The 6,900-nt window shown below is 60.6% G+C and carries 6 protein-coding genes; 4 read left to right on the top strand and 2 right to left on the bottom strand.

Translation table 11 applies throughout. The annotated features are described in order from the left end of the window. Nucleotides 1–543 (top strand): helix-turn-helix transcriptional regulator (locus tag VKS22_00500; GenBank protein HLW69080.1); only part of this gene is annotated, 543 nt, incomplete at its 5' end. Then, a complete protein-coding gene (locus VKS22_00495) occupies nucleotides 540–1,202 on the top strand; it encodes a hypothetical protein (GenBank protein HLW69079.1) in 663 nt (220 codons plus the stop codon). The genes VKS22_00500 and VKS22_00495, both read left to right, overlap by 4 nt. A 274-nt stretch (nucleotides 1,203–1,476) precedes the next feature. Here the strand turns inward: VKS22_00495 and VKS22_00490 are convergent, their stop codons facing one another. Beyond that, nucleotides 1,477–2,133 (bottom strand): ATP-binding domain-containing protein, encoded by a 657-nt coding sequence (locus VKS22_00490; GenBank protein ID HLW69078.1) that lies wholly within the window; start codon nucleotides 2,131–2,133, stop codon nucleotides 1,477–1,479. Between the two features lie 14 nt (nucleotides 2,134–2,147). Continuing rightward, complete coding sequence (locus tag VKS22_00485) at nucleotides 2,148–5,270, bottom strand: AAA family ATPase (protein HLW69077.1); 3,123 nt, start codon at nucleotides 5,268–5,270, stop codon at nucleotides 2,148–2,150. A gap of 267 nt (nucleotides 5,271–5,537) precedes the next feature. Between VKS22_00485 and VKS22_00480 the strand changes: the two genes are divergently transcribed. Both VKS22_00480 and VKS22_00475 read left to right on the top strand, forming a co-directional pair. Continuing rightward, nucleotides 5,538–6,488, top strand: a complete 951-nt coding sequence (locus tag VKS22_00480; GenBank protein ID HLW69076.1) for an ATPase, T2SS/T4P/T4SS family — start codon at nucleotides 5,538–5,540, stop codon at nucleotides 6,486–6,488. After that, nucleotides 6,488–6,883: a hypothetical protein gene (locus VKS22_00475; protein HLW69075.1), complete on the top strand. Its 396-nt coding sequence runs from the start codon at nucleotides 6,488–6,490 to the stop codon at nucleotides 6,881–6,883. The genes VKS22_00480 and VKS22_00475 overlap by 1 nt, the downstream gene beginning before the upstream one ends. The last annotated feature ends 17 nt before the right edge of the window (nucleotides 6,884–6,900 follow it).

The following is a 6,900-nucleotide window of genomic DNA, read 5'->3' as shown; positions in this document are numbered from 1 at the left end:
CCGCACTTTGGCGACCGCGGGCAGGCAACGCTACGGAGGAACAAAGGAGTAGGCGCTTGGTTAGACCAGGAACCCAGAGGAACCGGCGATGTCGGCCTCGAAGACGATGAGGACATCAGCGGAAACCATCCAACCGACGCGTCGCACTACGTCGGCGACCGCCGGCCAAGAGAGCGCAACCATTCGAGGAAGACTGGCGCCGCGATGAAGACGCTGGGACAATTCCTGATAGAGAGACGCAAGGCGCAGGGGCTCAGCCAGAAGGAGTTTGCGGCGCTGATCAAGAACCGTGACGGCAAGCCGATTTCAGCGACCTACCTGAATTACCTCGAACACGACCGCGGCAAGCCGCCCGACTACCTGCTCGACCAGTTCGCCGATGTCCTGAAGGTGGAGCGCGACATGCTGTATTTCTGGGCGCAGCGAATGCCGCCCGACGTTTGGCCGGACGAGGCGAATGAGGAGCAGGTTACCGCCGCGTACCGTGCTTTCCGGCGCGAGCTCAAAAGTAAAGGAGGGGGGAAAGGTGGGAAACGATCATGAAAATGATTCCGGACCGGAGCGGCCGTTTTCCCCAGCGTCCGTTTTATGAAACCGAGGAGCTTGAGGAGGAGTGCGAGAGTATCATCGAGTCGCTCCTGCTAAGCCGGTACGGGCAGTACGCGATTCCGATCCCGACCGACGCGTTTGTTGAGCTGGTAGAGCGCGAAACGGCCAAGATCGACCTGTACTGCGATTTGAGCGCGGAAGGGGAGGAAGTGCATGGCGTAACTGAATTCTTCCCCGGCCAGAAGCCTCACGTGAGCATCGCGCGAGAGCTGTTGTTCCAGCACTGGCGGGAGCATCGCAAGCGGAGCACGCTGCCGCACGAGTACGGCCACGTACACTGGCATGCGTGGTTGTTCGACCGCTACTGCAGCCGGCAGGAGCGCCACAAGTGTTTGCGAGGCCAGATCGTACCGACCGATGGGATCTATTGGATGGAGTGGCAGGCCGGCTACATCTCGGGCGCGATGCTGATGCCGAGAAGTCGGATGCAACTGCATGTCGCCGCGTTTCATTCCGAGCGCGGCATTGACGGTCAGCTTGCGGTCAACTCGATTGAAGGGCAGGTACTGATTCAGCGCACGAGCGAGTTGTTCAACGTATCGCCCGAAGCTGCGAGCGTCCGTCTGCGGCAGCTCGGCCATCTACTGTCCTAATGGCACTTTAGTAGCCTTATTGGTTAACTCGAAGAACCCAAAATTTCGTAGCTGCTCGGGCGAAGACGCTCACCGGCGGCTAAACCCTTGGGTTTTGCGATTTAATCAAAACATCCGCGGTATCGGGGCGATGTCGGTACAGCCGCAAAGGCTCCAGCGAAGGCCTCTTTCTTGCCGTCGCACAAGCCAGAATTCGAGATTCGTCGATTGAGGCGGCGAGTCGTCGTCGCCGGCGGCGTCGTCGCCCAACTGGTCCGGTTTCCTTATGGGTTCGCTAGCCGCCGCTTTTGATTTTCTTAATCAGCCCCAAGATTTGGCCCTGATCGATGCCATCGGTCTCGGTACTTGTGAGCAGCATACCGTTCGGGCCGCCGCCTTCTTCTTCGAGGTCGATCCCGTTCCCGCGATACCATTCTAGCTTCAATTTCCATTTCCGCTCGTATTCTGCATCGCCGAGCATACCAAGATGCTCCCAGAACCAAGTCACGCCGGTGTCGGCATCCTCGATCGTGAAATCCGGATAGCGCCGCGTGTTGTCCTTGCCGATGTAGGGACGCTCGTATTCATACTCGATACCGGCTGAGGCGAGTTCGTTGGCGATGATGACTTCGGACTTGGAGATCATCAGTTCGCCGCGACGGGAGCGGTGAATGTGCTTGTTGTCATAGACGCGCTGTCCAACCCGAACCGGCTCCGGCGGCTCGAATAGATTGGTCAGCCTGCGGGCTGCATCGGAGAGATGCCGGTAGTCAAGCAGCTCGTTCGGCTCGCCCTGACAAAACAGGATCAGACGCGAATTCTGGCGCGTGAGGGCGGTGTATAGAAGTTCGCGCGACAGTATGCGGCAGGGATTGGGCAGCACCACAAACACCTTATCGAATTCGCTGCCCTGTGCCTTGTGGACGGTGAGGGCGTAGGCGAGCTCCAGCAATCTCCTATCTTCGTTCAGATCGTTCTCCCAGTACGTGTAACGATAACCGGGTTGCGATGAGAGAGTGACCTGCAGGTTGTCGAGACTGATGTTGCTGCCCTTCTTTTTGAATGGCCCGGTGACAATGCCGATTTCACCGTTGGCGACGTATTTTTAAGTGGCTCATTTCCATCCTTGTCTTCCTTTGGGAAAACGCTGTAGCGCCGGTGATTGCCCAGATTGATCACCTTGTCGCCGTAAATGATCCCGTCGCTTCCCATTGGCGAGGCGGTTTTCGCAAATCGTCGATCCTCGCTCTGAGCGCGTTTGCGTGTCACGCCGCGAAATCCGCTCTGAATGAGTCGGTTCAGGATCAGAGTCCCCGCCGCTTCACCTTTGACGGGTGACAAGACCTGCCATTTGTCGGCTGCCGGTCCCGCCGACCAGAAATTGAAATAGACGTAGCCGCCGCTTTCGGTGCCTCCGAGCGCTTGCAGCGCAAACGACTTTTCCAGATCGTTCTGGTCAACATCCAACTCCTCGCCGATGACCTTTGGCAGCAGGGACGCCAAATGGGATGGCGAAGTCCAAGGGCAGATGCGCAAATGATCGCCGCAGTTTCCTTCGGCGAGTTTGGAAATGATCTCGTCGCCACCAGGTCCGCTCGGGCGGCCGCTGAACAGTTCGGCCAGTTCCAGATCCTGGCGGTGAGCGCCTTTCTGGCGGCTGCCGATCGTGAGTTCTGCGTAACCTGCGGATACGCGGGGCTTGCTCACCGGGAATGTTTCCGGCGCGAGAAGCTTGACGATATCGATGAAAGGCCGGCCGGCACCAATCGGCGGAAGCTGGCTCGGGTCGCCGACCAGTATAATCCTGTCAACTCCGCTCAGACTGTCGAACAGAGCCGCCAGTTGATCCTCGGTGAGCATCGAGGACTCATCGACAATCACCGTCTTGCAACTTGAATATCGCTCGACGTCGCCGATAACGCGGTAACTCTGCGTTGCTTCGTTGTATCGATTCGGGCGCAGAAACTGCGCGAGCGTCCGGGCCTCGACGCCCGTTGCCTGTTGCAGGCGCACGCGCGCCTTTCCGGTTGGCGCCAGTAGCAGAACGCCCCGTTGCTGGATAGGCGCGGCCCGGCACAGAAACTTCAGCAGCGTCGTCTTGCCGGTTCCGGCAGCGCCTATCAGCACCGAGAATCTTGATGAGGCAAGTTCGGTCAGCGCCGCCGCCTTCTCATTGCGCCCGCGATCTTCGAGGGAACCCTTCGGCGCGGACATATCCTTGAATTCGCGGTCAATCTCCCTCCGCCAGTCGATATTGACCGTGAGACGCTTCCCCATCTTGACGCGCTTTTGCACCGATGATGCGATGACCTCGCGCGTCATGACGAGACGATCAATTTGGTAGGCCAGCTTGCCATTCTCCAGCGCGCACGGCGCGATTACCGGCGCGAGTTTATCGCCGTAAATCTCGTATTGGTCTTCGGTCGCTGGTAGCGAGGGGCTGAGATTGAATTTCTTAAGCCGCGCGATTATCTCCTCGCGCGACAGCAGCGTATGGCCTTCCACCGCCGCGTCTTCCAGAACCGCCGCCGTCGCGGACCGCAGGCGCCTACCATCGACCGGCCCTGACAACACCGACGGTGCGGGAATGGGATGGGCGTCTGCTACCGGCTTTTCTGGGAAGGCACCCTGATCGATGGTCCGAAACGCGATGGGTTCCGGCTGCAAGCGGTCGCATTCGTAGAGCGCGTAAGGATTCTTCAGGATTGCCGCATCGCTGATTTCGTCATTGGCAAGCCGAAGCCCGGCTGTGTTGCGCGCCGCGGGGTCCCACCACCGAGAGGCTTGGTCAAAGGTAATATCGAAACGCGCGAGCAGCTTCGCCAGCGCCATACGCGTTTTGCCTCGGTCGCTGGAGAGATACTTCCATGTGTCCACGAACCCTGCGACTTGGACCTTTAAGTCGCCCGGGAGAGTCTTTGGGTTTTTCACAAGCGCTGCGAGCACCAGCCATGGATCGCCGTTCTCTCCTGCCGCCTCCCAGCACTGATATGCGAGCTGATAGCCGTATTCGACGCCCATGGCGCACAGGATCGAACCCAATCCCGGATAGGGGCCGCGCAAAAGCCACAATTCTCCAAGGCGCTGATCGATCCACTTTAGTTGCGCTGTCCAGTCGCCGCCGAACCGCTCATTGTAAGCGGTCAGCGCTTCCTTCACCGAAAGCAGCCCGGCAATCGCGCTTGTCGGCGTGACGTGCTCGCTCGCGTATGAGAATTCGTTCCGATATTCCTCCGGCACAAAGGCGATGCAGTCCCGCGGATCAAGATCGGCGTTCTTTTCGCATCGGCTCAGCAGGTCATGATAGGGAAGCAGGACTCCGTCCCCGCCGTTGGGACGAATGCTATGGCACACCGACCGCTCCCACAGATAGGAGCGGATGGGAACGTTCTTTGGCGGATCGTAGTCCCATTCCTGAAGGTCGCCAATCGATGTGATGCGTCCGACGCCGACGATCATCCACTGGTCGTCGTCAATGAGCGGCGTGCGCTTCGCATAGACGAAAATCAGGCTGCGTTTCGGTTCGAGCGCTCCAAAAAACGCATCCAACAATGCCTTTTGATTGGCGTGACCTTGAATCCATGGCCTCTTGTCGAGCCAATCCGGCTCCTTAGGTTCGTAATCGGGGCGAGAGTCTATGCCGTAGCGCTCGGCAAGCGACTGGTTGTCGCTTTTGCCTTTGCGCCATTCCGCACCCCACGCCCTGTCTTTCAATAGCCAGCCGAACGGCGTTGCGGCGGCGGAGAAGGCGGGGTGCATGAACGGCGTATTTAGGATGTGCTTGTGATGGTCACTGGTCTTCGCATACGCGTGACGTGCCAGCCGCCGTTGCGGCTTGGGCGACAGGAAGTTCACGCGCTCGGCAAAGCAGGGCGGCACATTCTCGTCGGGAATGTCGCTGAGGAGCTGTCCGGCGTAACGCTCTTCAGCCGCTTCGTTCTTCGTCGAGCCAATGCGGTTAAGGGCCAGACAGCTCGAATTCAGCTGCGGTGACCGGCAGACCGTGCCGTCCCAACCGGCATCGTGCCACGGAACGCGAACGGACAGATGCCGTAGCGGAATGCGGGCGCCGCGTTCTGTTTTCGCCATCGCTTGGCCCCTTCTGGTCGTTCCCCGACAGGTTCAGGTCAGGGTACGGCGCGCCAGACGCGCAATCAACATGCGCGTCTTGCGATTACGGGAAACGTATGATCTCGAAAAAGAATTACATTCTTCGATTACGAGGCCCTTGACACGCGCCTCTTTTCTTCGCTACAACGATTGCACACTTTCAAAATCTCGGAGTTTCGGAGTTATCTCATCGAGGCTCGGGATTTTGGTGAAGAAGGTCGGCGACGGAGTAGAGGCGAGCCGGTCATGTCGCGAAGCCACGATGAGTTCCTGTGGCGACGAGCCGCGGAACTGCTGGAAGTCGAGAGGCTGCTCGAAGGCAAGCCCCAGGAGCTGTCGGGCAACTACGACGGCGCCACTGGCGCCTGCCCTTTGTTTGCGGACTTCGGCGCGGGCGGCATGCGGGCGCTGGGGGTCAGGTTGCCGGCGGCGCAGGTGGAGACGGCGATCCGGTTCCTCGCGGCGGCCAACGGCAAGGCGATCGACGCAGGCGCTCCCTTCCTGAATCTGGTCCTGCCCAACGGCGCGCGGTTTTCGGCCTGCCTGCCGCCGGCGTCGGACGGACCCACCTTTTCTATCCGGCTGCACTGGCGGGCGGTACGTCCGCTGGCGGAATTCATTGAAGCGCCGTGGCGACTGGCGGTCATCGACCACGCCATCCGCCGCCGCGACAACATCGTCGCCATCGGCGGGACCAGCGCCGGCAAGACCACGCTGCTCAACGCGTTGATTGCGCGAGTGTCGGAACTCTTCCCCGACGAGCGGCTGGGAATCATTGAGGACGAACCGGAGTTTCGCATCGACGCCAACAACGCGATCCGCAGGATTGCGCGCGGGGGCGCCGATATGCGCCGGCACGTGCGCGAGATGCTGCGGATGCGGCCCGACCGGATCATCGTCGGCGAGGTGCGCGGCGGCGAGGCGCTCGACCTGCTGAAGGCTTGGAACACCGGCCACTCAGGCGGTTTCACCACGATTCACGCCAACAGCGCCCGCGCCGCGTTGCTCAGGTTGGAGAGTCTTATGCAGGAAGCGGGCGTGCCGGCCAATCCGAGACTCATCGCCGAGAGCGTCAATCTCTTGATTTTCATCTCCCGCCGTCCGGAGGGCGCACGCAGGATTGCGGAGATCGTGCGGGTGGAGGGTTGCGCCCCGGACGGCGGCTACCTGCTCAAGGCGATCGAGGGAGGCGAATGATGCGAACGGTTAAAGGGCTGACGGTGATTGCCTGGCTGCTGGAAGCCGCGGGCCTGGAGATGGCGGCGCTTGTATGTGTAGCTCCGCTCGAAACGCCGCGGATGTGGGCCAGGACGATGGCGTGGCGGGCGCGGGCCGCCGCGCGCGGCGAGTTTGTCTGCGTTTACGAGGGTTTGCCCCTTCTGCATCGGCCGGCGGTCCACGCCTTTCTCACAAATTGGGCGGCGCTCTGGTGGGCGGCGGGACTGTTCGCGGCGGGTATAGCGGTCCTGGCCGCCGCGGCCAGGTTGGCGGAACGGTTGAATCTCGGCCCCGAGGCCGCGCTCAGCGAGAGAACGTTGATGGTGACGATGATGGCCTGCGCGAGCGCCTTGGGCGTCCTGCTGATGCTCTGAAAGGAGACGCCGTCGTG

The sequence above is a fragment of the Candidatus Binataceae bacterium genome (assembly GCA_035308025.1).
GTDB lineage: Bacteria > Desulfobacterota > Binatia > Binatales > Binataceae > JAJPHI01.
Note: the sequence above shows the minus strand (reverse complement) of the source record. Positions and strands in the feature narration are given on the sequence as shown.

Bases quoted from the DNA above. Each gene is read 5' to 3' on its own strand.
- VKS22_00495 (HLW69079.1), top strand. From the start codon at position 540: ATGAAAATGATTCCGGACCGGAGCGGCCGTTTTCCCCAGCGTCCGTTT.
- VKS22_00485 (HLW69077.1), bottom strand. From the start codon at position 5,270: ATGGCGAAAACAGAACGCGGCGCCCGCATTCCGCTACGGCATCTGTCC.
- VKS22_00480 (HLW69076.1), top strand. From the start codon at position 5,538: ATGTCGCGAAGCCACGATGAGTTCCTGTGGCGACGAGCCGCGGAACTG.
- VKS22_00475 (HLW69075.1), top strand. From the start codon at position 6,488: ATGCGAACGGTTAAAGGGCTGACGGTGATTGCCTGGCTGCTGGAAGCC.